The sequence below is a fragment of the Nocardia sp. NPDC049190 genome (genome assembly GCF_040648115.1).
Lineage (GTDB): Bacteria > Actinomycetota > Actinomycetes > Mycobacteriales > Mycobacteriaceae > Nocardia.
The window spans coordinates 16,646-41,432 of the sequence record NZ_JBEZDE010000010.1 but is presented as its reverse complement, the minus strand read 5'-3'; the positions used below and the strand labels follow the sequence as shown (position 1 = coordinate 41,432).

Genomic DNA, 24,787 nt, shown 5'->3' with positions numbered 1-24,787 from the left:
CCACGAGAGTAGGCCTCGGTGTCCTGTACCACACTCGAGGTAGGCGACAACCGGGCAAACACGCCGACCCGTCGGGCGGTCATAGGACACGCCATAACCGCTCACACCGTAGGCTGACCGAGTGAACGCCAGTGAAACTCCCGATCCGGAACTGCCAACGTTGCGGGATCCGGTACTGGTCGCTGCCTTCGAAGGCTGGAACGATGCCGGTGACGCGGCCAGCGGCGCGGTCGAGCATCTGGAACTGATCTGGGACGCCGAACCGCTGGCCGAACTCGACTCCGAGGATTATTACGACTATCAGGTGAACCGGCCGACGGTACGCCAAGTAGACGGCGTGACCAGGGAGATCCAGTGGCCCTCGACGATGCTGTCGGTCTGTTCGCCACCGGGCAGCGACCGCGACGTGGTGTTGCTGCGCGGCATCGAACCGAACATGCGCTGGCGCAGTTTCTGCGGTGATCTGCTGGAGTTCATCGAACAGCTCGGGGTACAGACCGTCGTCATCCTCGGCGCGCTGCTGGCCGATACCCCGCACACCAGGCCGGTTCCGGTGACCGGCTCCGCCTACAGCAAGGAGGCGGCCGAGCGGTTCAGTCTGGAGCAGACCCGCTACGAGGGACCGACCGGCATCACCGGCGTACTGCAGGACCAGTGTGTGAAGGCGGGCGTGCCCGCGGTGTCGTTCTGGGCCGCGGTGCCACACTACGTCTCCCAACCGCCGAACCCGAAGGCGACCATCGCCCTGCTCCACCGAGTCGAGGATGTGCTCGACATCGAGGTGCCGCTCGGCGAGCTGCCCACCCAAGCCGAGGACTGGGAGACCGCGGTCAATGAGATGACCGTCGGCGACGACGAGATCAGCGAGTATGTGCGCTCGCTGGAGGAGCGCGGCGACGCCGCGGTCGATGTGAACGAAGCGATGGCGAAGATCGACGGCGACGCCATCGCCGCCGAATTCGAGAAGTACCTGCGCAGGCGGGGACCGGGCAGCTTCGGACTCTGAACTCGTTGCGCCGCGGCGGCTTCGGTTCCCGCGGCGGTTCGCGGCAGTGCGCCGGAGAGTCCCGTTCAGGCCGCGACCTGAGCTCAGCGGGTTGTGCTCAGCGATTCCTGTCGCCGACCGAAATGCTGCTGCTCGACAAGGTTCTCGGCGACATACGGCTTCGCCACCGGGCGCCGCTGCTTCCTCGCGGTAGTCGTCTGTTTCCCGGTCGCGGCCACGTCACTGCTCCGAATCTCGGTGGATGGACCGACTGGAGCCGCGCACTATCGGGTCGTGACTACGAAGGCCACATCAACCGTCGAGTTCCGATACCGGGCCATCGTCCGATACCCACCGAGGAATGCGCCGTCGGGTACCGCTGGAGTGTGGTTGTCGGCTCGGATGGACCGTGGCGACGACGGTTGGTGATCGGTTGGGCTGTACTGACCACGATGCCAGGGTCTTCGGCTGTCCAGATCGACCTCGGTTGACCATGGCGGGCCTGCTGGCATCGGCGCGACTTCCCACGATCCCCGAGCTCGCGCTCTGCGCCGACGGCACGGTAGCGCCGATCGATGGCTCGATGTTCGTCGATTCGCTGGACCGGCAGGTGTATCCACTGTCGGGCAACACCATCGCGCAACGTTGTTCGTGTGCCGCGCGGTCGTTATGGTTGCGACCACGGTGGTGACGAGACCGCGGGAAGTGGGATCGGCCGGCGGCCGAACGATCATGTCGATGCGCTCAACTCTCGATGGTCCAGATCCGCGCCGCGGCGTCCTGGGCCAGTTTCGCGAGCAGGATGTCTCGTGGAATCGTCTGGCCGGCAAAGTGATCGAGCGAGGGAACCACCACGTGGTGTGCGTCGGCGCGCTTGAGCTCCCGGGTCAGCTCGGCTAAGGCCGTGCCGTCACCCCCTGTCGATTCATGGAACGTCGCGGCGAAACAGAGCCCTTCCTCACGAGCGAGACTGCTCATGGCGTCCTCGAGCTCTTCGCTTTGGCCATCGGCCAGATCGTCACGCAAGTATCCATAGATCAACGCTTCCACCCGAACCTCCGTTGGATTGGCATCGCTGTTCTTTTGTGTGGATCCACCCGTTCTACGGGGTTATTGCGCTTCATGCAAGGGCAGATGTACTTGCAACTGCTCTTACACTGCGGGCGGGCTAACTCCCCGCTTCTCTCTTCAGCATGCACAAAGCCGCAGTGCGGATATAGATGTCAACGGGGGGACAACTCCCTGCCCTAATGCGGCCGCCAAACGTTAGCTGGTGCGATACTACAGACGTGACTGCTGGCGACGATCGACCCCTCTGGGCTGTCCGAATGCGTTCCGAGCGCGATGCGAGGAGGTGGTCCCAAGCTGATGCTGTCCGCGTAATGCGCACCAAGTCAACACATAACCTGCCGACCGACAGCACCCTGCTACGAAACTGGCGCCGCTGGGAATCGGGCGAATCGCGCCCGGATGATTTCTACGCCCCCCTCATCGCCGCCGCGTTCGACACCGTGACCGCGGCGTTCTTCCCGAAGGCACGGCCGAATCGGGATGACGAGTTGCTCTCCGCCACCGGGATGGACACCCTGGAGTTCATCGGCCGGTTGCGCATGTCCGACGTGTCTTCGGTGACGCTGGAAGCCATTCGGATCACCGCCGAGCGCCTGTGCTGCGAGTATTCCGACACCGACCCGCATTACCTGCACGCCGAAGGTACTGCGTGGCTGCGCAGAATCACCTCGTTGCTGGACGGACGCCTGACCCTGTCGCAGCACCGCGAGATCCTGGTTCTCGCAGGCTGGGTCGCGCTATTGGTCGGGTGCGTCGACTTCGACCTGGGCAGACGAACGGCCGCCGAGGCGACCCGCCGTGCCGCGCATTCGCTGGGGCGGGAGGCCGAGAACACCGAGATCACTGCCTGGGCCGCGGAACTGGCAGCGTGGTTCGCCCTCACCCAGGGGAACTATCACGGCGTCATCGAAGCGGTAGGCCCGGCACTGGAGGTCAGCGGAAACCTGGGCGTCGGCATTCAACTCGCGGCACAGCGCGCCAAAGCATGGGCCAGGCTCGGCGATCGGCGCGAGGCGGAAGCCGCACTGGCGGACGGCCGAGCAATCCTCGAGCGACTCGATTTTCCGGCGAATCTGGACAACCACTTCGTCATCGACGCACGAAAATTCGACTTCTACGCAATGGACTGCTGCCGAGTGGCGGGCGAAGATCGGCTCGCGGAATCCTACGCGCGCGAGGTGATCCGGAACTCGACCTGCGCCGACGGTTCGCTGCGCAACCCGATGCGGGTATCGGAGGCACACTTGACCCTGGCCATGGTCGCGGTCCGCAATCGTGATCTCGAACTGGCGCTGGATGAAGGCATGCGCGCGCTCACAGGCGAACGCCGCTCGCTGCCTTCGCTGCTGTGGATCGCGGGCGAGGCCGCGCGCGAGATCATCGAGCGCTTTCCCGACGACCCGCGCACCCAGCAGTATCTGGACCAGTTGCGTGCACTGTCGGTCTAGTGACCACCTCTGCGCGACAGCACCAGCGAACAACGCCGAACCCAGCTCTGACACGGCGAATTCCGGAACACTGTGCATACGGCGATCTGCCCGCTACTACCCTGTTGCCGGTGACCGACTCTGTCGACGGCTCCGGCTCCGTCCGCTGGGACGACCGGCTGCGGCTGTTCTCCTTCGCCACCGCCGAGCGACGCGCCGACTACCTCTGGGTACTGCGCGCGTTCGACAGCGCTCGGGCGGCATACGTCGTGTTGCTGCACGCCGACGACGTGGCCGAGTGGATCGAGCGCGCAGGAGGCGCGCCACGCACTCCCGGTTTCCACGAGGGGAGTCAACCGATCTCGACTGCCGAAGCCGCGACCGACGCCACCGAGCGCCGAACGGCAGGCGATCCGGTCGTGGCCACGCCAGACCGACCAGCAGTCCGATCGCAGGTCTGGAGCCAGGTCGGCACACCCGACAGGTCAGATGTCGTCGCGTCGAGCGATCCCTGCGCCATCAGGGATGCGCTATACGCCGACACCCCGACCGAATCACCAACCGCCATATCCGATAGACGACATCACGACACGCCGGGCGAACCGCGCGGCGCCGTGCCGGGCGAGTCGGAGACCGCCGCACCGAAGCACTGCCTCGGCTCCGAGGAACTGCCCAGTACCCCGCGGCTGACCGCCGCGGAGATCGGCCCACTGCTGGACCAGCTGCATCAATGGGGTGTGCTGCAGCGCAGTTACGACGGAACTCGCGCCGCCACCCTGGCCGAGTACCGCAACCGGCACTACGTGTATCAGTTCTCCCAGGCGGGTTTCCAGGCCTATCGCGCGGTGGCCGGGGTGCTGGACGCCCGCCTCGACGAGGCCGCACTCTCCCGCCTCGTGCTTCCCGAGCTGCTGGCCGACCTGCACACTCTGGCCGCGGCGAATCGGGCCGATGACGCCGAGCGCGTCTACCGCACACTGCGCCGCCTCGATGCAGCGCTGTCGGACATGGCCGCCCGCGCCGCGCACTTCTACCTCGGGCTCGGCGACCTGGTTCGCACCACCGAGATCACCCCGGAATCGTTTCTCACGCACAAAGACGCGCTGCTGGCGCACATGCGGGAATTCAGCCTCGACCTTGCCCGGTTCACCCCGCGCTTGGCGGCCGCGATCAGGGAGATCGAGGAGACCGGCGTCGAGGAGCTCATCGCCCGCGCGGCCGACTGTGACGAGCGGGTGCTGTTGAGTCGCACTCAACGCCAGGCCGATTGGCGGGCCAGGTGGGACGGATTGCGTACCTGGTTCGTCGCGTCCAGCGGCGAAGCCGCGGGCAGTACCGAGGCCGAGCGGCTGCGCGAGGCCACGATGAGCGCCATCGCCGCGGTGCTGTCGCTGCTGCGCCGGGTCACCGAGACTCGGCGTGGCGGCGTGAGCCGGGAGTCGGCGCTGCGGCATCTGGCGAGCTGGTTCACCGCGGCGCCGACAGTCGACAGCGCCCATGCACTATTCGACGCGGTCTTCGGACTGGGCAGGCCGCGACACCTGGCGATGGAGCACCCGGACGCCGACCTTGTTCCGGCGATCCGCTCCTGGTGGGACGCACCGCCATTGGAGATCTCGCGCACCCTCGCCGAAACCGGTCGCCCACCGTCGGCTGGTGCGCCCGCGCGCATCCACCGCAACGACGCGAGCATCCGTCGCCTGCGCGAGGCACAGCTCGAGGCGCAGCGCGCCCGCGCCGCGGCCGCCCGGTCGCTGGCCGCGGCCGATGTATACGACCGAGTGCTCGATGAGCGGGAAACCGAAGTGCTGTTACACCTGCTGGACGCGGCGTCCACCGCTTGGGTCCCGGTGCGCGGCCGGGTGGCGGGCACCACCGGATCTGACAGCGGCGTCACCCTGACCGTGTCCGAGCACGAGGGGAGCACCGTCGTGCGGACCGCGCGCGGACTCCTCCATCTGAACAACCGGATGTTGAAGGTCGAGCAGACGGCGACGAAACGACCACGCCACGAGGAACGGTCGTATCGAGGAGACCGTTCCTGATGCACGGTCGCACGATCGACGCGCTCGCTCTGGACAACTATCAACGCGCCGCCCGGGTCATCCTGGCCCATCATCTGGTCACCCGGACCTATCCGGACCGGATCGCGCTGCCCTTGATCCGACGCTGGGCCACCGAGCTGCGCGAAGATCTGGCCGCGCTGTTCGGTTACCGGCTCGAGGTGACCGAGACGACGGCACGGGTGTTCCCGGTACTCGACCGCCTCGACGCGAGCAGACCCGCACGCACACAGGCCGACCGGGTCTTCGATCGTCGCCGCTATGCCTACCTCGCACTGGCGGTCGCCGCGCTGGGACGGGCGGGTGACCAGATCACGTTGTCGGAGTTGGCCGATCAAGTCGCCGCCTACACCAACCGGGTGGACGGGCTCGAACTGTCCACGGACCGAACCGCGGATCGCGACGCGTTCGTCGACGCGGTGGGCTGGCTCACCCATCGCGGCGCGATCGCTCTCGCCGACGGCGACGCGAGCGGCTGGGCGAACGACCCGGAGGCCGGCGAGGCACTCTACGACATCGACCGGCCGGTGGTCGTCGCATTGTTCCGACCGCCGCGCGCGCTGCAACACCTGCACAGCGTGCGCGGACTGCTCACCGAGGAGGCCATGGCCACCAGTGCTGCCGCGTCCGCACCGACCGCCGCCGAGACCGCGCGGCGGGTCCGCCGGGCGCTCGTCGAACGGCCCGTGGTGTACGCCGATGATCTCGCTTTACCGGACCGACCGGTCCTCGCACAAGAGCGGATCGTCGCGGAGGTGGAGCTGTTCACCGGCCTGCATGCCGAGCGGCGCGCCGAGGGTGTCGCGCTGATCGATACCTCGGGGCGACTGTCCGACATCCGGTTTCCCGGCACCGGCACCCTCGCCCAGGTCGCACTGCTGCTGGCGGGCGAGATCGCCGACCTGGTACTCGACATCGACAACCCACTGCCCCGACGCTCGGGCGCGCCGGACCGGGGCGAAGCGCTCGCGGCGCAACTCGACGACACGATCCCCGAATCCACGGTGTTCGCGCCACTTGCCGCGCTGCGGTCGCTGGATCCGCCCGGAAGAGTCCCCGACTCGCCTGAGCCAGATCAGGGGCAGACGGCAGCGCGACCGGTCGAGGCGACATATCCGCTCGTAGACGCGACATGGGTGCGCGAGACGGTGCAGGCACTCGCCGACCGCTACGGCGCCACCTTTGCCGCGCAGTGGCAAGCCGACATCCCCGGCCTCGCAACAGAGGTGGTGTCCTTGCTGGAGCGGCTACGGCTGATCCGGACGGTCGACGATGGCCTGCTCGTGTTGCCCGCCCTCGCGCGCTACCGCGGCGCGGTCGTGACGGTCCGCACGAAGCGCGCCGCCGAGCTGTTCGTCACCGCAGCCGACACCTACTCACCCGACAGCACCGGCACGGAAGGGAACTGACCGATGTCGCTCATTCATGGCGGAGTGCGCTTCACCCCGACCCGCGCCGGGATCGTCAACCTGTGGGATTACCGCGACCAGGAATTCTGTTTCGCCGACGGTCGGCTGGTGCTGCGCGGACCGAACGGATCAGGCAAGACCAAGGCCCTGGAGGTGCTGTTTCCGTTCGTGCTGGACGGGCGGATCGAGCCGCGTAGGCTCAACCCGTTCGCGGGCGAGGAACGCACGATGAAGTCGAACTTGCTCTATCGCAAGCAGGACTCGGCCTATTCCTACATCTGGATGGAGTTCGCGCGCGGACGTTGGGACTCCCCCGAAGCGGTCACCGTCGGGATCGGCATGCGCGCCACCCGTTCCTCGGACAAGGTGACCCGCTGGTACTTCGTCGCCGATGGCCGCGTCGGCATCGACTTCTCGCTGATCGGCCCGGACGACCGCCCGTTCACCCGCAAGCAACTGGCCGAGCAGATCGGTACCGACTCGATCGTGGACCGGCCGGTGGACTACCGAAACGCCATCGACGCGCGCATGTTCGGGCTCGGCACACAGCGCTACGACCAGCTGATCAACCTGATCCTGACGCTGCGCAGGCCACAATTGGCGAAGAACCTCGACCCGCGTGGCCTGTCCCAGGCACTCACCGATGGCCTGCGCCCGCTCGACGAGCAGCTGATCCTGGACGCCGCCCGCTCCTTCAGCGACATGGAGGAGGTCGGCCGCACCCTGGAGGGTTTGGTGCACGCCGACACGGCGACCAGGGCGTTCGTCGAGGTCTACCGGAAATACCTGACAGTCCAGGCGAAGACGGACGTCGACCAAGTGCGTGCCCGCCTGGATGCGGTCACGCACGCGAGCACAGCGCTGTTCGCCGCCAGCGCGCTGCGCGAGCGCAGGGAAGCCGAGCGCACTGTCGCCGAGACCCACGCCGAGGCCGCCGACCGCGCCTACGAGCAGACCCTCGCCGACCGCGAGAATTTACAGCGATCCAGCGCTTACGAGGGAAAACAGCAGCTCGACGACCTGGCCGATGCCGTACGTCGCCTGGAGATCTCGGCCGGCGTGCACGGTGACAAAGCGCTCAAAGCGCGCCAGACCCTGGACCAGCGTGCCGACGAAGCCGAGCGCGCGCGCACCGCGGCACACACCGCCGCGGCGGCGCTCGCCCGCGGCGAGGACGAATTGCGTACTGCCGCCGAGGAAGCCGGGATCGAGTGGACGCCGCTGCCGGAGAAGGCCCGCGCCGAACAATTCACCGCCGCCGTTCGCGGACATGCCGAGGAACGCGATGCCGACGTGCGCGCGGTGCGGAAGGCGTTGGGCGTTCTCGACACTGCGGTCGCCGAACGCGCCAGGGCCGAGCGGCTCGCGGAACGGGCACGCGAGTCGGGTGCCGCGGCTGCCGCGGAGGTGGCACACGCCGAGGCAACGGTCGCGCTCGTCCGTACCGAAGCCGCGGCTGCCCTGCGGGCCTGGTGGGACGAGCACCGCGAGGTGTACTCCCCCGTCCGCAACGGCCTGTTCGACGCCCTGGACACCGCTGTGGCCCAGACAGGTTCGGACGAAGCCACCGTCACCGAGGTGCTGGCCGAGCGAGCCGAACCCTTGCTCGACGAGATCCGCGCCCGCCGGCAGGAGGCTCGTTCCCGCGCGGCCTCGAGGGCCGCGCAGATTGCTGAACTCACCGCCGAACGCGACCGGGTCACGGCCCAGCGCGACGACGGGCCACCGGTCCGCTCGGCGCGCGCCGGCCGAACCGGCGCTCGGCCCGGCGCTCCGCTGTGGCGTCTGGTCCGTTTCGCCGACAACGTGTCCCCCGCGGATGCCGCGGGCATCGAGGCCGCGCTGCACGCGGCCGATCTGCTCGACGGCTGGATCTGCCCGAGCGACGCGCCGCCCCCGGACTATGAGTCGGATCAGTTCCTGGTTCCGCTGCCCGCGGCAGATCGGCCGGTCGGGGCACGGACACTCGCTGATGTTCTTGTCGTGGAAGATGATTCGGATGCCTGTCCGGTGCCGCGGCAGACCGTGGCCGATGTGCTCGCCTCGATCGCCCTGTACGACGGCGCGGACAACCCGAGCGGTGTGATCGCGATCGGCAGCGCCGGCCGCTTCCGCCAGGGCGTGCAGGTCGGCAGACACCGCAAGGACCATGCGGAGTTCATCGGAGCCACGGCACGGGCCAGGCGGCGCGAGACGCGTTCGGCCGAGCTTGCCGCTGCCCTCGGCGCGGCGAGCGAAGCCCGCCGCGCCGCCGAACAGGACGAGGCGGCCGCGACCGCAGAACTCGCCCGGATCTCGGCCGCCGCCAAGGCGCTTGCGCGTCCGACTGCGGTCACTGCTGCCTTGCGCGCGGTGTCGGAGACCGCGGGCATGATGCGATCCCGCGCCGAAGCCGCGGCCCAGGCCGAGCGTGACCTCGACCAGACGGTCGCGGACGTGTCGGCCATGGAGAAGAAGTTGCGCGCCGCCGCGGTGACACACCGGACGCCACGCAAGGCCGACGAGCTGGACGCACTCGCTGCCGCCGTCCGGCATTTCGAGAACACCGGCACCGGACTGCTGCGCTTGCGCACCGAGTACGAGCGGGGGCGCGAGCGCGAGCGCGAGGCCGAAGACCGCTTGGCCGAGGCCACGGACCTGGCCGAGGCGTTCACCGAAGAAGCGGAAGCCGCGAAAGCCGGTTACCAGGAACAGTTGCGCAAACTGGACACACTGCGTGAGGCACTCGGCGCGGGCGCCGCCGACATCGATCGCGAGCTCGAGCTGGCCAGGCAGCGGATCGAGGCGACCAAGGCTCAGCAGAAGGCCGCCCGGAAGACCGCCAACGAGGCCATCGAGGCGGTCGGCGACGCCGAGGCCGCCTACCGCACCGCATACAATGCCCTCGCCACCGCGCTCACCGAGGTACTCGCAGAGGTCAAAGCCCTCGCCCCCTACGCCACGCCTGATCTGCTCGCCCTGCTCGGGGCGCCCGTCGACGGCCGCTGGCCGAGCAGCGACGCCGCATGGTCGACACCTGAGCAGCTGTTGTACCGGATCGCGGCGGCGGGACCGGAGACCGAATCGCGGATACTGCCCGACGAGGTCGCCGAGTTGTTCGACAGCCTCGCCACTGCCACCGCCGAGGTCCGCGCGAGCGAGGCGACTCGCAAATCCACCCGCAGCGCGGTAACTGCCGCACTACAGGAGTTCGACGCCACGCTTGCCGGTTCCGGTCGCGACTACCGGCTGCAGTGGGACGCGGCCGACGGCCTCACTGTGGTCCAGGTGCAGGACGAGTACGGCGCTTCGGCACTCGCCGATTTCGCCACCCGCATCGATACCGCGCGCAAGGACCAGGAGTTGCTGCTCACCGATGCCGAGCGGCGCATCCTGGAGGACGCGCTCCTGACCGGCCTCGCCCAGCAGATCCACGAACGCACCAGCGACGCTCGCGATCTCATCGCCAGGATGGGCACGGAGATGAAACAACGGCGCATGTCGTCGGGCAACACCATCGGCGTGCACTGGGTGCTCGCCGACAGCCTGTCCGACGCGGCGCGGGCCATGTGCAAGTTACTCGACCGCGACGCCTCGACGCTGTCAGTACAGGATCTGGCAGCGATCCGGGCGCATTTCGCGACCGAGATCCGGGCCGCGCGGGCCGCACACCCGGAACGCTCCTACCCTGAGATCCTTGCGGCCACCCTGGATTACCGGACCTGGCGGGTGTTCTCGTTCACACTGATCTCCGCCGACGGCAGCGAGGACAAACTGACCGTGGCCCGCCACGGTGCGCTCTCGGGCGGCGAGCAGTCGGTGTCACTGCACCTGCCGCTGTTCGCCGCCGCGCACGTCATGCTCGATTCGGCCGATCCCCAGGCTCCCCGCCTGCTCGCGCTGGACGAGGCGTTCGCGGGCGTGGACGACAACGGGCGCAGCGAATTGCTCGGCCTGAGTGTGCAATTCGACCTCGATCTGTTCATGACCGGCTACGACCTGTGGATCACCTACCCGCACGTTCCTGGCTGCGCGCACTATGACCTGGCGCATGCGGCGGCCGAGAACACCGTCAGCGCCACACTGCTGGTGTGGGACAGCGGCGAACTACTCGCCGAGCACGACGGCACCGACCTGACTGCCGCGCTCGGCTCGCCCGATCGCCGGCGGGTCCCGAACACGATCGAGGGTGGACTCGAGCTGACTCCGGTGACCTAGGCGCATCCTCCCCCGACCATGCGATTAACCAGAAAGTTGCCGTCGCTGAATTCGCCGCGGTGGACACCGCTCGAGCGCCATAGACCCGACAAGGTCACGAAGAAGGATTTCCGATTCAGCCTCGGAGCGAGAGCGGCATGAGCGAATCGTCGCGCGCTCGACCTTCCCGTCCGCGCCGAGTGCTCATCAATCCGACGACCGGGCACGCGTGCCATCCGCGCGTCGTTCTATCACACCATCGCGTCGTGGTACGCAATTCGGGTCCTCGAGAACTCGCCCGGCAACGCCCATGCGATAGCCGCCCCGACCTGGGCTCCGACGCGCCTTCGTTGCCCATTTCTAAATAGTTGCGGCAATGTTGCTGACAGCGGTTGGTGCGTGGGATAAGAATGAGTCGAGTCCAAGAGTCTGTCCACTCAACACACTCGGAGGGAAGTTCACATGGCACAGGAAACGATGGGCGACACCAAGCGCGGCGAGGCCCAGGAGATGGACATCGAGATGCTGCGGCTCGGTGTCGATGAGGCGCGGCACGAAGCGCAGAGCGCTCGTCAGTACGCCCAGCAGGCGCAGAACCTGGCCCGCCAGGCGCAGCAGCAGACGCGCCAGGTCCAGCACCAGGCGCAGATCGCGCAGCACGAAGCCAACCAGGCCAACCAGCAGGCCCAACAGGCCCGCAACCAGGCCATGCAGGCACAGAACCAGGCGCAGCAGGCACAGGGCGAGGCCGACCGTGCGCAGAACCAGGCCCAGCAGGCACAGGGCGAGGCCAACCAGTCCAACCAGCGGGCTCAGACGGCGCAGGACCAGGCCGACCAGGCCGGCCAGCTGGCCCAGCAGGCCGAGGATCAGGCCACTCGCGCCCAGGATCGACTGATGCAGTCGGAAATGCAGCTGCATCACCTGCGCCAGCAGGCGAGGATGCAGAGCCGCTAGGCATCGTCTGCACGCAGTGAATCGTCCGTCGACGAAAGGGGCCACCGCCGAGTGCGCCCTTTTCGTCGACCGGTGAAAGGTGGCCGCGGATGAGCGAACCAACCCCGCCCCCGACCGACGTCGAAGTGATCGTGCCCGAGGCGATGAGCGCGGGCGCGTACGCCAATGGATTCACCTGCTGGTACAACCGCACCGACTTCACCCTCGACTTCCTCGTCTACTTGCCGACCGAGAACGGTGTCGACGATGCCGGTCAGCCGGTGGTGCACCAACCAACCCAGGTGGTGTCCCGGGTGAAGTTCCCACCCGCGTTGATCTTCCGGCTGATGCAGATCTTGAACGACAGCATGAGCAACTATGAACATCAGTTCGGTGCGATCGTTCACCTCGGTGACTGACCGACCAGGAGCTACCCGATGCTCTTCTCCAGCCCCATCACGCTCCTCGCCAGCCGGCACGACCGGGCAGTCGTGACCGACGCCGCCATCCACTACCGCCCCGACCGAATCGCCGGCCACCGGTACCGCGTCACCGCCGAAACCCCGCAGCCGACAGACAAACCGCAATCGACCAGCCGCTGAGCGATTCGATGCGTAGGTCATGTCCGGCACCGGGATGGCCGGCGGACACCGCCTGCTCGGTGCGATCTAACGCACGCTCGCGTCCGGCCGCGTCGGCGGGCAGGCACCGCCCGGGATCGTGGCCAGTTCGAAGTGCCACCACTCGTTGTCGAACATCCGGCACAATCCCCAGCGGTTACCGTTCGCCTCGAGCCATGCTGCCCCCTGCTGCGGACCGACGTCGATCGCTCGCCCCGAGACGTGGGTGGACTCCTCGGGCGGCAACACCCACCGCCGCGCGGAATCGGGGGTGCCGTAGGTCGCTACGCCGTCATCCCACAACACCTGCTGCTGCGCGGGCGTCCGATATCCGGAGGTGATCGACAGCGGCACCCCCTGGGCGTGCGCTTCGTCGGCCGCGAGCGTGTACGCCAGGGCCAGTCGTGGTTCCAGCCCCTCGGTCCCGGTCGCCGACCCCGCGGTCTCCCGCTGATCGGTCGCGACACCTGGATCCGACTGGGCCTGCCCCGCCATCGCCCCGGTGGCGACCAGCGCGGACAGCACCGCTACCGGCAGGCCGAACAGCATTCGATTCAGTCCCGCACCGCGCGCCACCATCATGCGGCGAATGGTATCGCCTGCGCGCGCCGAGGCCCGGTAGCCCACGGTCATGGACGAGCGGGCCAGGTGCCATCCAGTTCTGCCAGCGCGTCCTCGGGCAGGGCGAGGTGCGCGGCGGCGAGGTTCTCGCGTAGGTGGGTGACGGTGGAGGTGCCCGGGATGACGAGAATGTTCGGCGCCTGGTGGAGCAGCCAGGCGATCGCCACCGCCTTCGGCGTGGCGCCGAGGCGCCGCGCGACGCTGTCGAGGGTTCCGGACTGCAGCGGGCTGAAGCCGCCGAGCGGCCAGAAAGCGGTGTAGGAGACGCCCTGCTCGGCCAGGAATGCAATCAGGGGCTCGTCACCGCGGTGGGCGACGTTGTACCAGTTCTGCACGGTCACGATCGGGGCGATCGATTGCGCTTCGGTGACCTGGTCGGCATCCACGACAGAGATGCCGAGCTGCTTGATCAACCCTTCCGCGCGCATATCCGCCAACGCGCCGAAGGGTTCGGCGATGGAACCGGGCACCGGAGAGTGCCCATCGTCGCCCCCGCCGACGCGAAGGTTCACCACGTCGAGGGCCTCCATTCCGAGGGTGCGCAGGTTCGACTCGACCTGCTCGCGCAGCTGCTCCGGTGAGCGGGCGTGTGGCCAGCCGCCGTTCTCGTCGCGAACCGCCCCCACCTTCGTGACGACATGCACGCCGCGGTAAGGGGCCAAGGCCTCGCGGATGATCTCGTTGGTCACATGCGGGCCGTAGAAGTCGGCGGTGTCGATGTGGTTCACGCCCGCCTCGACGGCGGCGCGCAGTACCCGGATCGCCTCGTCACGGTCGGCGGGCGGACCCCACACGCGGGGTCCCGCCAGTTGCATCGCCCCGTAGCCCATCCGGGTCAGTGTCAGACCGGCCGCCGTCGTGAACGTGCTCTCGGCGGTGTGCGCAGTGTGCATATCGGTGTTCCTTCCATAGGTCAGGGTCAGTTCAGATGCGGTCGCTCGGTCGTGCTCTCAGGTAGCGGGGACCAGCAGGGGGTTGGGCCACTGAGCTGGAGTTGGGGTTCCCACCGCGGCGGGCCATGTCACCAGGCGAGTTCGCCGGCGGTCTCACGGAATGTGCCGGTCGGACCGTCCTGGCCGATGGTGGCCATGCGAACGATGACATCGGCGCTCTCCTCGACGGGGCGGCCGCCACCGAAGCCCGCGGTGAGGTCGGTGGCGGTGTACCCGGGCTCGACGGCGTTGAACTTGATGTCCGGCGCAGCTTTGGCGTACTGGACGGTCAGCATCGAGACGGCGGCTTTGCTGGCCCCGTAGACGACGAGGCAGGTGTGCGATTCATGACGGTCGGGGTTGGTGACTGCCCAGAATGAGCCGAGGCCGCTGGAGATGTTCACCACGACCGGGTTCGCGGACTTGCGCAGCAGTGGCAAGGCGGCCTGGGTGACGCGGACGACGCCGACGACGTTGGTGTCGAACGTCGTCAGCGCGGCCGGGCCGTTGACGCTGTCGATCCCGAGGCGGCTGTCCCCGATGCCGGCGTTGTTCACCAGAACGTCCAGGCGTCCCTCTGCGTCGCTGATCGTCCGGATGGCGTCGGCGACGGAGGCATCGTCGGTGACGTCGAGTTGCACGAAGCGGGTGCCCAACTCGGTCGCCGCTTTCTGCCCGCGCTCGATGTCGCGGGCGCCGATGTAGACGGTGTGTCCTTCGTCGATCAGGCGGCGGGCGGTCTCGTAGCCGAGTCCTTTGTTGGCCCCGGTGATCAGTGTGATGGTCATGGTGTCCTTTCGCGATCTGCCGACTGCACCCGTCGTCGACAAGCCTTCGGCTCTGGTCCGGCCGCAGCCAGTGCTCCCGCGTTCCTGGGGGTGACAGGACCAGGAAGGCGCGCGCTTCCCGGATTACCGTGGAGACATGAGCGACGAGCCGAATCCGCTGGGCGAGTACCTCCGTGCCCGCCGCGAACTCGTCACTCCTGAGCAGGTCGGGATTCCCGTGCTCGGCCTGCGGCGGGTGCCGGGGTTGCGCCGGGAAGAGGTCGCCATGCTCGCCGGGATCAGCGCCGACTACTACTTGCGCTTGGAGCAGGGCCGCGACCGTAACCCCTCCGTGCAGGTTCTCGAGTCACTGGCCCGTGTGCTTCACCTCGACGACGACGCGACGGCCTATCTACTCGGCCTCGGACCCGGCAAGCCCCGGCGATCACGGCGTCGCACCAGGAAGGAGAGCATCCCGACCGGGATCGCGAAACTGGTCGCTACAATCCCGCTACCCGCGTTCGTGGAGAGCCGTTACTTCGATGTCCTCGCCGCCAACACTTTGGCGACCGCACTCTCGCCGCGGCTGGTGGCGGGAGCCAACCGGCTGCGGGATGTGTTCCTCGACCTCGCCGAGCAAGAGCTGTACCCGGACTGGTCCGAGGACACCGAACGTTTGGTCGCCGGCTTCCGCGAGTCCGTCGGTACCGACGCCGATGACCCCCGCTGCATCGAACTCGTCGGTGAGCTCTCTCTGGCCAGTGCGCGCTTCCGACAACTCTGGGGGCGTCACGATGTCCGAGCACGCGAGGGGGCGTCTACGCACATCGACCATCCGCAGGTCGGCGACCTTCGCTTGAATCGCGAGAAGCTCCTCATCGGCGGCAGCGCGGGACAGATGCTCGTCATCTACCACCCCGACGCGGGGACCGACAACGCCGACAAGCTCGCGCTGCTGGCCTCGGCGACGTTGACAGCGACCCCGATTCCGTTCGCAACCGACCTCGGCGGGCAATCCCTCGGCCCAGGAATACTCAGCGGGAGTGCGTGGCGGGCGCCATAATCGGTGCCCACCCGGACCGGTAACGAGTGACCTGGAGATGCCGACTCGACGTCGGCGAGCACCTCGCCCATGACCGCCCGGTGAACGAGGTCGTCGATGCTGCGCAGCAAGGTCGACGACCGCCTGGTGCGCCGAGCTGATCGAGCTACACCAGCCAGCCTGTGGATAACAGGTAGCAAATTCACCGCAACTCAGCATCATTCCGACATTCGAACCAATTTACTCCACGTCAAGGCCATGAGGCACGGTCTGACATCCGTCAAATATCCTGACGCGGCAAATACTTCGCTCACATGGAAATCTTGTTGTCCACAAATCTATTCCAGTGCTGTGGATCACATCGAGCCTTCGCTTGCTATCAATATTTGGGGTAGCGAATGCACCACATCCACCCGGAAGCGCAACCGTGCCGCCATGAAACCCTGTGCCCCACAAGCACCGATCGCGTTGCACGCGCCACGGCGGACCCGGCCCAGCGGCTCGACGGCCGTTCGCGGATGACAGCCCCGAGAGCGGGTTTTCACATTCGCTCCCCAGCGATGTGAAGAGCGAATACACCGGACAATCCGCCCGAATCAGCTGTGCACAGGACCGTCCAGCGCTCCCGGCCGTGCCACGGCCGCCGCCCGACTCACCCGTGCGCGGTGAAACGCCTCCGCCGCTTGACGATTGCGCATGATTCGATCAAGGATCTCGGGGCCGTGCGCTCGCGCATAGGCGACGGCAACCCGGATCCGGCCGGCGTTCAGGTCCGATTTCGCACTGAGGACGGCAATGCGGCGCTCCACCGGCCCGTCCAATTCCCGCAGGCGCGCAACAACTTCCCAGACAGCCGGACCTGCCGCGAGCACGGCACGACGGTTGTTCATCGGACCACGAAAAACGATCCCCGGATGGTCGAGTTGATCGACGCCTTCCTGGATCAGACGCTCGACCAGTGCGGTGCAACTCGTCCCCTCGCGAGCGGCGCGCTCAGCCACTCGCCGAGTGGCCACCTCAGAGATACCTAACGACGCGGGTACTGCCCTCGATGTCCTCATTGCTCTCCTCGACCTGAGTCGGTAGCCGGAATCAACGACGTACTCCGCTAAGCGTGCCCGGTCGACGGTGCCATCACCCCGGCGATCACGCTGACATCGCAGTGTCCGCGCACTGCCGCTTTACAGGTCGAAGGAACCGGATCAGACGCGCTCTTTGGACCGGGTGCGCACGCGTAGCGCAATCGGTTTCTGGGTCTCGGCGAAGAAGTCGTTGCCCTTGTCGTCCACGACGATGAACGCGGGAAAGTCTTCGACCTCGATCTTCCACACGGCTTCCATGCCCAGTTCGGCGTACTCCAGGACCTCGACCGACTTGATGCAGTCCAGCGCCAGCCGCGCGGCCGGACCACCGATGGAGCCGAGGTAGAAGCCGCCGTGCTCCTTACACGCCTTGGTCACCTGCGCCGACCGATTGCCCTTGGCGAGCATCACCAACGAGCCGCCCGCGGCCTGGAACTGGTCGACGTAGGAGTCCATCCGGCCCGCGGTGGTCGGACCGAACGAGCCGGAGGCGTAGCCCTCGGGCGTCTTGGCCGGGCCGGCGTAGTAGACGGCCATGTCACGCAAGTAGTTCGGCATCGGCTCGCCCGCGTCGAGCCGCTCCTTGATCTTGGCGTGCGCGATGTCGCGCGCGACCACCAGCGGACCGGTCAGCGAAAGCCGGGTCTTGACCGGGTATTTCGACAGCTCGGCGCGGATCTCGTCCATCGGTCGGTTCAGATCGATCTGCACGACGTCACCGCCGAGGATCGCGTCGGTCTGCTCCGGGAGGTACTGCGCGGGCTCGCGCTCGAGCTGCTCCAGGAACACGCCCTCGGCGGTGATCTTGGCCAGTGCCTGCCGGTCTGCCGAGCAGGACACCGCGATGGCCACCGGGCAGCTGGCGCCGTGCCGCGGCAGCCGGACTACCCGCACGTCGTGACAGAAGTACTTGCCGCCGAATTGCGCGCCGATGCCGAAGGACTGGGTCAACTTGAAGACCTCCTCCTCCAACTCCAGGTCGCGGAACGCGTGCGCGGACAGCGAGCCCTCGGTAGGGAGGTTGTCCAGATAATGCGCGGAGGCGTACTTCGCCGTCTTCAGCGCGAATTCCGCGCTGGTGCCGCCGATGACGACCGCGAGGTGGTACGGCGGGCACGCCGCGGTGCCGAGCGAGCGGATCTTCTCGTCCAGGAACTCCAGCATCCGCGTGGGGTTCAGAATGGCCTTGGTCTCCTGGTACAGGAATGACTTGTTCGCCGATCCGCCGCCCTTGGCCATGAACAAGAACTTGTATGCCGGATGCGCGCGATCGCCTGCCGTGGAGTACAGCTCGATCTGAGCGGGCAGGTTGGATCCGGTGTTCTTCTCGTCCCACATCGTGATCGGCGCCAGCTGGGAGTACCGCAGGTTCAGCTTGGTATAGGCATCGAAGACACCGCGGCTGATCCATTCGGCATCGTCCGCGCCGGTGAGCACGCCCTCGGACTTCTTGCCCATGACAATCGCGGTGCCGGTGTCCTGGCACATCGGCAGGACACCGCCCGCGGAGATGTTCACGTTCTTCAGCAGATCCAGCGCGACGAAGCGGTCGTTACCGCTGGACTCCGGGTCGTCGATGATCTTGCGCAGCTGGCCGAGGTGCGCGGGGCGCAGGTAGTGGCTGATGTCGTGCATCGCCGTTTCGGTGAGCAGTCGCAGTGCCTCCGGCTCGACCTGCAGGAACGAGCGGCCGTTGTGCTCGAAGGTGCTGACGCCCTCCCTGGTGAGCAACCGATAGGGGGTGTCGTCCGCGCCGATCGGCAGCAGGTCTGAATAGCGAAAGTCCGGCGCGGTCACCAGTCGCACTCCTTTGGGTGGGCCCGAAAGCTGACGAACAGCCGGGCTGATCACGAGCACAGCGAGCCTAGCCAGCGCATCTCAGCCCATCGATAGTTAGGCAACCCTAATCTATGAGAAGTCGGCCGAAAAGGTTGCACGTTCAACCCCGGTGGTGCTACCTCTCATCTTTGAGAAAGCGCTCGGGCGGCCGATCGTCCGGCCGCGCGCAGACTGTTCGCGCGCCGCGCCAAGCGACGCGGATCGTTTGAGAAGTGATACGTCAGAGTTTGGAGCGCTATCGTGACCGACCCCCATTGGCTCGATGATGTCGAGATGCGCGCCTGGATAGGCTTCGTGCGCACCCGCGACCTCGTCGCCGCGGCGGTCGGGCGGGACTCCACCAGGGAGTCCAACCTCACCTATGTCGAATACTCGGTGCTCGCCTTCTTGGCGGAGACCGCCGACCACCGGCTCACCTTCGCCACGCTGGCCGCCAAACTCGAATGGTCGCAGAGCAGACTCTCCCATCAGATCACCCGGATGGAGAAACGCGGACTGGTGGTGCGCGAACCGATCCCGGACGACGCCCGTCGCACCGCGGCGCGGCTCACCCCGCGCGGCGCCGAGGTACTGACCTGCGCCGCGCCCGCGCACGTGCAGAGTGTGCGCAGGCACATGATCGACATCCTCGATCGACAGCAATTGGCCGCGCTCGCCGACATCTACGACACCCTGCTCACCCACCATCGAAGTTCCGCGGCCGAGAGCTGACGCTCAGGTGGACGTGGTCGACTCCGCCGCCGATCGCAGCTCGTCCGCCGCCGATGCGGGTGCCGCACCGGATGATTCGGGCACGCCCAGCGCCCGCCCGAACCCGGCCGGCACCACCAGATCCGAGCGGTCCAACTCGGCGACGCTGGTCTTGCGCAGGCCGAGCAACGCCGAATCGATGCCGCCGCGCAAGATATCCAACACGTTCTCCACGCCACCCTGCCCGTTCGCGGCCAGCCCCCACAGGTAGGCACGGCCGATCATCACCGCTCTCGCCCCCAGCGCCACCGCCTTGACCACGTCGCTACCGCGCCGGATCCCACCGTCGAGCACCACCTCGACCTGCGATCCCACCGCGTCCGCGATCACTGGAAGCGCCCGCAGCGCGGCCGGGGTGCCGTCGAGGTTGTTGCCGCCGTGGTTGGACACCGAGATCGCCGCGACACCGGCGTCGACCGCGTGAAGCGCATCGTCGACTCGCATCACACCCTTGAGCATGACCGGACCGTCCCACTGTTCGCAGATCCACCGCACGTCCGCCCAGTCCGGCGCCGGCGTGTTCATCCATTCGCCGTAGGCGCCGAAGAAGCCGGGAGCGGGGCCGTCGCCGACGGCCATGTTCGGCGCGGTCAGATCCGGCAGGTGGCCCGACCGCAGGTAGGCGCCCAGCCAGCGGGGCCGCGCGAGAGTCTGCGGTGCGAATTTCAGCATGGTGCGTAGGTCCAGTCGCTCCGGAATCACCGGGCTGCCCCAGTCGCGGCCGTGCGAGAACGACCAGTCCAGGGTCAGGATCAAACCGACGGCGCCAGCAGCACTCGCCCGATTCATTCGCTGCAGAATCTCGTCCTTGCCCCCGCACCAGTACAACTGGAAGAACGTGGCCGGGTTGGCCGCGATCACCGCTTCGATCGGTTTGCCGGCGAACGAACTCAAGCCCATCGCGATACCGCGCGCGGCCGCGGCGCGGGCGACCGCGACCTCACCGTCCGGGTGCACCGCCTGCACTCCGGTCGGGGAGATCAGCACCGGCATCGACAGTTGTCGACCGAGTACGGTCGTGGACTGGTCACGCACGCCGATCGGCCCGGCGACGTGCGGCGCGAACCCCAGTTCGGTGAACGCCTTCTGGTTGTCCTCGATGGTCTGACCGCGCTCGGATCCGGCGACCAGCGCGCCGTATACCGACTTCGGGAGCCGCTTCTTCGCGCGGCGCTGCGCTTCGGCGACGGTCTCGAACCACGGGTTCATGTTCCGGTCCTTTCCGGGGCGACATCCGGCCACCAGCGCCGGGTTCGGTCGATCAGATCCGCGCCGACGCGGTCGAGCAGGGCGGCACCTTCCGCGGCGGTCGCGCCCGCAGGGTCGCCGAGCACGCCGTTGGCGCTCACCGCACGTACTCCGCCGGCGCGCAGCAGCGGGAGCAGTTCGGACAGCGGACGGGTGTCCCCCGCCGCGGCCAGGTCGCCGCGCACCCGGTCGGGCGCCAGCGCCAGCTGCAGAGCTGTCTCCGCCCGCCCGGCATGCGGATCTCCGTCGAAGCGCGGTAGATAGACCCGCACGTCACGCGACTCCGAACGCAGCAGGCCTTCGGCCCTGCGCAACGGTTCGATATTGCCGCCATGCCAGTTGACCAGCAGAATCCGGTCGAAGGTCGCGGTCGCCGAGCGACACAGTTCGACAACCAGCAACTCCAGCGCCGCCTGCCCGATCGACAGCGTGCCGGCGAAACCCGCGTGCTCGCCGCTGGCGCCGTACGGAATCGCCGGGCCGACCAGCACGTCCGGCCGCACGGCGACGAGCCGTGCGCACAATTCCGCAGCCACGTCGGTGTCGGTGGACAACGGAAGGTGCGGCCCGTGTTGCTCGGTCGCGCCGACCGCTACGGCGAGGATCGCACCCGCGGCTGCCCGCGCGCCCGCCTCGGGCCAGGTGAGATCCGCCAACATGCCGAGAGATTATCGTCAGTCAATGACATAATCAAGGGCCGTGACGGCCGAGCAGAATCAGACGATGCGGGAGAACCGGGCCACACGTGGCCGCCCACGGGGCACCAGCAAGCGCGAACTCGAACTGATCGCCATGCGCCTGTTCACCGAACAGGGCTTCGACAACACCACCGTCGAGCAGATCGCCACCGCCGCCGGCATCAGCGGGCGCACCTTCTTCCGATACTTCCCCACCAAGGCGGAGGTGCTCTGGCACCAGTTCGACGACGAAGTCTCGGCACTGCGCGCGGCCTTCGCCACGGTCCCCGACGATGTTCCGATGATGACCGCCGTCCGCCGAGTCGTGGTGAACGCCAATCGATATCGCGCCGAGGACGTCCCCGAACTGCGCACCCGAATGCAGCTCGTCGCCACCATCCCGGCGCTGGCCGCCACCGCGGGCGCGCATTACGACGCCTGGGAACGCGCGGTGAGCACATTCGCCGCGGGGCGGCTCGGCGAGCCGGCGGACGGCCTGATCCCGCTCGCCGTAGGCCGGACCACGCTCGCGGCCGCCCGCGCCGCGTTCGACGCCTGGCTCGCGCGAGCCGACACGGACCTGACCGTCTACTTGGACGAGGCGCTCGCGGCGCTGGAACGCGGATTCGCTACGGTGCCATGACGTCCCCGCCACCCGAACCGAAGGCGGACAACCGGTAGGTTTCGCCGGCGATCCGGGTGGGGTATGACTAGGCTCGGAATCGGCGCGCAGCCGAACACACGAAGATCCCGACTCAACCGTCGAAAGGGGCAGGAGTTTCATGTCCGAGGTGTCCATGAGCCTTTCGGCGGATTCGCTGACCGCGGGGCCGGTCGACAACCTGCTCCCGCAACTGGTCGAGCATCTGCGCCAGAACCGCACCGCGCTCCGCGAGGAATGGGCCCGGCGCATCACCGACGCGCAGCTGTTGACCGCGATGACCCCCGAGGAGATCTTCTCCGAGGCGACCTCGGTCTACGACAATTACGTCGAGGTGCTCGAGACCGGCAGCGTCGAGGCGCTGCAGGCATACGCGCGCGACCTGTCCGAACGCATCATCCCCAGAGGCGTCGAGACCGACGAGGTGCTCGGTATCGTCCTGCTACTGCGCGACGTGCTGGCCCGGTCGCTGTTCGAGAAATATCAGGCCGACTTCGAACTGCTCAACGCGGTACTCGACGCGTACGAACCGGCTGCCAACCGCATTGCCAACACCGTGGGCGTCTCCTTCGTCCAGGAGCGTGAGCGCGTCATCCGCCAGCAGCAGGAGGCCATCCGCGAGCTGTCCACGCCGGTTCTCCAGGTCCGCGAACAGCTGCTGATCCTGCCGATCATCGGCGTGCTGGACAGCCAGCGCGCCCGCCAGCTCACCGAGCAACTGCTGCGGGCGATCCGGGCCAACCGCGCCAAGGTGGTCGTCATCGACATCACCGGTGTGCCCGCGATCGACTCCACGGTGGCCAACCATCTGGTGCAGACCGTCGACGCTTCCGGCCTGATGGGCGCGAACGTGATCATTACCGGCCTGTCCTCGGAGATCGCACTCACGCTGGTCACCATCGGTCTGGACCTGTCGAAGATGAACGCGGTCGGCGACCTGCAGGGCGGTATCGAGGAAGCCGAACGCCTACTGGGCTATGAGGTTTCCCGCGTCTCCGAACGCGATGGCCGCTGATCAGGCGGATTGATGCCGGTACCGATTCTCAAACAGGGTACGTATCTCATTGCGTCGGTTCAGTCCGCGCTGACCGACGCCGACACCGAGCGTCTGCAGGACGACCTGATGAAACAGGTCAGCAAATATCGGGCACACGGAATTATCGTGGACGTCACCGCGATCGATGTGATGGATTCGTTCGCCGCCAGATCGTTGCGTACCATCGCGCACATGACGCAGCTGCGCGGCGCCGAAACGGTGATCGTCGGACTGCAACCGGAAGTCGCGTTCGCCATGGTGCAACTCGGGCTCACGTTCGAAGACATGCACACCGCCCTCGATCTCGAAGAGGGACTCGCCTGGTTGGACCGCAAGACTCCAGCCCGTCGCCAGCGAGACGGTCGTGACAGTGGCCGCTGAGAACGTGGTGATCGCGGTCCGGGTGTCGGGTGACATCGTGACCGCGCGTCAGGCCGGACACGAACTCGCAGCAAAGCTCGGATTCACCCTCACCGACCGCACCATGATCTCCACGGCGATCTCCGAGATCGCCCGCAACATCACCAGTTACGCGGGCAGCGGCGAGATACGTTTGCTGGTCGATGACCGCGAGGGGCGTCAGGCGCTGGTAGTCCAGGCCGAGGATCAAGGACCGGGCATCAACGACATTCCGCGCGCGCTGGAGGACGGTTACTCCACCGGACGGGGTCTCGGGCTGGGCCTTCCTGGCGCGCGACGATTGATGGACCGGCTCACCGTCGACTCGGCGCCGGGGCGCGGCACGCTGGTGGAGATGTGGAAGTGGGTACCCAACGGTGCATGAGGACGGCTACATCGGCCGGATCGAGTGGGCGGTGGCCGGTCGCGCGCTACCCGGTCAGGATGTCTCCGGTGATCGTGGAGTCGTCCTCGACACCGGTGGCGGTACAGTGCTGTTCGCCGTCCTGGACGGGCTCGGGCACGGCGCGGCCGCAGCCGACGCCGCCGACCGTGCGGCGCGCGTGCTGGCCGAGAACCGCGCCGAACCCTTGGATGTGTTGATGGTGCTGTGTCACCGCGCATTGACCGACACTCGCGGGGCAGCGATCTCGCTCGCCCTGTTCGAGGAGAGCGACACCGTGCACTGGCTCGGCGTCGGCAATGTCGAATCCCGGGTGCTCACCGCGGGTCCCGCCGGTCTGACCGTACGCGCCACCGTGCTGCTCACCGCGGGAATCGTCGGCTATCGGCTACCGGCGAACCTCCAACCGCAGTCCATCGCGGTCCGCCCGGGGGATCTGCTGCTGATGTCCACCGACGGCATCGTCCCCGAAGCTGCCGACGAGGTCGACCTGGCCAAATCCACTGCCGATATCACCTCCGACATTCTGGCCAAGCACGCCAAGGACACCGACGACGCTCTCGTGCTGGCCGCCCGACACCGCGGCGCGGCAGGTCCGACGGCATGAGCGAGCGTAGCGACCGAACCATCGACGCAGCCGCGA

At 67.4% G+C, this 24,787-nt stretch carries 23 protein-coding genes; 15 read left to right on the top strand and 8 right to left on the bottom strand.

All coding sequences use genetic code 11. The features are described from left to right. Positions 1–121 precede the first annotated feature (121 nt). Positions 122–1,006, top strand: coding sequence for a PAC2 family protein (locus AB0B25_RS11365; protein WP_357177125.1), 885 nt, complete (start codon positions 122–124; stop codon positions 1,004–1,006). A gap of 723 nt (positions 1,007–1,729) precedes the next feature. Here AB0B25_RS11365 and AB0B25_RS11360 read toward each other — a convergent pair. Further along, a complete protein-coding gene (locus AB0B25_RS11360; RefSeq protein WP_357177124.1) occupies positions 1,730–2,035 on the bottom strand; it encodes a hypothetical protein in 306 nt (101 codons plus the stop codon). 332 nt (positions 2,036–2,367) lie between these two features. On the opposite strand from AB0B25_RS11360, the gene AB0B25_RS11355 reads away from it, so the two are divergent. The 7 genes from AB0B25_RS11355 (at position 2,368) to AB0B25_RS11325 (ending at position 12,669) form a co-directional block, all read left to right on the top strand. Beyond that, positions 2,368–3,504, top strand: a complete 1,137-nt coding sequence (locus AB0B25_RS11355; RefSeq protein WP_357177123.1) for an XRE family transcriptional regulator — start codon at positions 2,368–2,370, stop codon at positions 3,502–3,504. Positions 3,505–3,614: 110 nt separating this feature from the next. Continuing rightward, entirely contained in the window at positions 3,615–5,528 is a 1,914-nt protein-coding gene (locus AB0B25_RS11350; protein ID WP_357177122.1) for a TIGR02677 family protein, read from the top strand. Next, on the top strand, positions 5,528–6,955 hold the full coding sequence (locus AB0B25_RS11345) for a DUF2398 family protein (protein WP_357177121.1): 1,428 nt from the start codon (positions 5,528–5,530) through the stop codon (positions 6,953–6,955). The genes AB0B25_RS11350 and AB0B25_RS11345 overlap by 1 nt, the downstream gene beginning before the upstream one ends. 3 nt (positions 6,956–6,958) lie before the next feature. After that, positions 6,959–11,152: a TIGR02680 family protein gene (locus tag AB0B25_RS11340; protein WP_357177120.1), complete on the top strand. Its 4,194-nt coding sequence runs from the start codon at positions 6,959–6,961 to the stop codon at positions 11,150–11,152. 441 nt (positions 11,153–11,593) lie between these two features. Beyond that, positions 11,594–12,088, top strand: a complete 495-nt coding sequence (locus AB0B25_RS11335; protein ID WP_357177119.1) for a hypothetical protein — start codon at positions 11,594–11,596, stop codon at positions 12,086–12,088. An 89-nt stretch (positions 12,089–12,177) separates the two neighbouring features. After that, complete coding sequence (locus tag AB0B25_RS11330; RefSeq protein ID WP_357177118.1) at positions 12,178–12,486, top strand: DUF3467 domain-containing protein; 309 nt, start codon at positions 12,178–12,180, stop codon at positions 12,484–12,486. 18 nt (positions 12,487–12,504) lie between these two features. Further along, complete coding sequence (locus AB0B25_RS11325) at positions 12,505–12,669, top strand: hypothetical protein (protein WP_357177117.1); 165 nt, start codon at positions 12,505–12,507, stop codon at positions 12,667–12,669. Positions 12,670–12,735: 66 nt separating this feature from the next. On the opposite strand, the gene AB0B25_RS11320 is transcribed toward AB0B25_RS11325, so the two are convergent. The 3 genes from AB0B25_RS11320 to AB0B25_RS11310 all read right to left on the bottom strand — a co-directional run bounded on the left by AB0B25_RS11320 (position 12,736) and on the right by AB0B25_RS11310 (position 15,028). Next, a complete protein-coding gene (locus tag AB0B25_RS11320) occupies positions 12,736–13,266 on the bottom strand; it encodes a M15 family metallopeptidase (RefSeq protein WP_357177358.1) in 531 nt (176 codons plus the stop codon). Between the two features lie 50 nt (positions 13,267–13,316). Beyond that, positions 13,317–14,201 carry an oxidoreductase gene (locus tag AB0B25_RS11315; RefSeq protein ID WP_357177116.1) on the bottom strand — a complete coding sequence of 295 codons (885 nt, stop codon included), beginning with the start codon at positions 14,199–14,201 and terminating at the stop codon, positions 13,317–13,319. Between the two features lie 128 nt (positions 14,202–14,329). Beyond that, the gene (locus tag AB0B25_RS11310) at positions 14,330–15,028 is read right to left on the bottom strand and encodes an SDR family NAD(P)-dependent oxidoreductase (RefSeq protein ID WP_357177115.1); all 699 of its coding nucleotides are present in this window, start codon (positions 15,026–15,028) and stop codon (positions 14,330–14,332) included. Between the two features lie 136 nt (positions 15,029–15,164). Between AB0B25_RS11310 and AB0B25_RS11305 the strand changes: the two genes are divergently transcribed. Continuing rightward, positions 15,165–16,070: a helix-turn-helix transcriptional regulator gene (locus AB0B25_RS11305; protein ID WP_357177114.1), complete on the top strand. Its 906-nt coding sequence runs from the start codon at positions 15,165–15,167 to the stop codon at positions 16,068–16,070. A gap of 575 nt (positions 16,071–16,645) precedes the next feature. On the opposite strand, the gene AB0B25_RS11300 is transcribed toward AB0B25_RS11305, so the two are convergent. After that, the gene (locus tag AB0B25_RS11300; RefSeq protein WP_357177113.1) at positions 16,646–17,050 is read right to left on the bottom strand and encodes a hypothetical protein; all 405 of its coding nucleotides are present in this window, start codon (positions 17,048–17,050) and stop codon (positions 16,646–16,648) included. Positions 17,051–17,251: 201 nt separating this feature from the next. Then, positions 17,252–18,928 (bottom strand): fumarate hydratase, encoded by a 1,677-nt coding sequence (locus AB0B25_RS11295; RefSeq protein ID WP_357177112.1) that lies wholly within the window; start codon positions 18,926–18,928, stop codon positions 17,252–17,254. 282 nt (positions 18,929–19,210) lie between these two features. On the opposite strand from AB0B25_RS11295, the gene AB0B25_RS11290 reads away from it, so the two are divergent. After that, a complete protein-coding gene (locus tag AB0B25_RS11290) occupies positions 19,211–19,681 on the top strand; it encodes a MarR family winged helix-turn-helix transcriptional regulator (protein ID WP_357068049.1) in 471 nt (156 codons plus the stop codon). 3 nt (positions 19,682–19,684) lie between these two features. Here AB0B25_RS11290 and mftD read toward each other — a convergent pair whose 3' ends face one another. Beyond that, entirely contained in the window at positions 19,685–20,929 is a 1,245-nt protein-coding gene (mftD, locus tag AB0B25_RS11285) for a pre-mycofactocin synthase MftD (protein WP_357177111.1), read from the bottom strand. Beyond that, complete coding sequence (gene mftE, locus AB0B25_RS11280; protein WP_357177110.1) at positions 20,926–21,627, bottom strand: mycofactocin biosynthesis peptidyl-dipeptidase MftE; 702 nt, start codon at positions 21,625–21,627, stop codon at positions 20,926–20,928. Before mftE ends, mftD begins: the two co-directional genes overlap by 4 nt. 40 nt (positions 21,628–21,667) lie before the next feature. Between mftE and mftR the strand changes: the two genes are divergently transcribed. The 5 genes from mftR to AB0B25_RS11255 all read left to right on the top strand — a co-directional run bounded on the left by mftR (position 21,668) and on the right by AB0B25_RS11255 (position 24,751). Continuing rightward, the gene (mftR, locus tag AB0B25_RS11275) at positions 21,668–22,288 is read left to right on the top strand and encodes a mycofactocin system transcriptional regulator (RefSeq protein WP_357177109.1); all 621 of its coding nucleotides are present in this window, start codon (positions 21,668–21,670) and stop codon (positions 22,286–22,288) included. Positions 22,289–22,427: 139 nt separating this feature from the next. Then, entirely contained in the window at positions 22,428–23,321 is an 894-nt protein-coding gene (locus AB0B25_RS11270; protein WP_327118405.1) for an STAS domain-containing protein, read from the top strand. Between the two features lie 12 nt (positions 23,322–23,333). Further along, complete coding sequence (locus AB0B25_RS11265; RefSeq protein ID WP_040779629.1) at positions 23,334–23,723, top strand: STAS domain-containing protein; 390 nt, start codon at positions 23,334–23,336, stop codon at positions 23,721–23,723. Next, positions 23,713–24,126 carry an ATP-binding protein gene (locus AB0B25_RS11260; protein ID WP_357177357.1) on the top strand — a complete coding sequence of 138 codons (414 nt, stop codon included), beginning with the start codon at positions 23,713–23,715 and terminating at the stop codon, positions 24,124–24,126. The genes AB0B25_RS11265 and AB0B25_RS11260 overlap by 11 nt, the downstream gene beginning before the upstream one ends. Beyond that, a complete protein-coding gene (locus AB0B25_RS11255) occupies positions 24,119–24,751 on the top strand; it encodes a SpoIIE family protein phosphatase (RefSeq protein ID WP_357177108.1) in 633 nt (210 codons plus the stop codon). The genes AB0B25_RS11260 and AB0B25_RS11255 overlap by 8 nt, the downstream gene beginning before the upstream one ends. Positions 24,752–24,787: the final 36 nt, after the last annotated feature.